The following is a 255-nucleotide window of genomic DNA, read 5'->3' on the forward strand; positions in this document are numbered from 1 at the left end:
GACCACACGACGCCACCTCGAACGGAAAGACACCGATGACCGACGCGCAGACCACCGCGGCCGACTCCGGCACCGACCAGCTCGGCACCAGCCAGCTGGGCGACGGCCAGCTCGGCGAGGACGAGATCAGCGAGCAGAAGGCGGTCCGGCTGAGCAAGCGCGACCGGCTGCTGGCCGAGTCGACCGACGCCGGTGGCGGGGCGTACCCGGTGCAGGTTCCGGTCACCACGACGATCCCCGCGGTGCGGGCGAAGT

1 protein-coding gene is annotated in these 255 nt (G+C 71.8%); it reads left to right on the forward strand.

Going from position 1 to position 255, the window contains the following annotated elements:
* Positions 1–35 precede the first annotated feature (35 nt).
* Positions 36–255, forward strand: a 220-nt coding sequence (locus SB773_RS33115; RefSeq protein WP_410594676.1) for a hypothetical protein, incomplete at its 3' end; no start/stop codon positions are given.

It is taken from the genome of Bacillus sp. SIMBA_074 (assembly GCF_046534555.1).
Classification (GTDB): Bacteria; Bacillota; Bacilli; order Bacillales; family Bacillaceae_G; genus Bacillus_A; species Bacillus_A mycoides.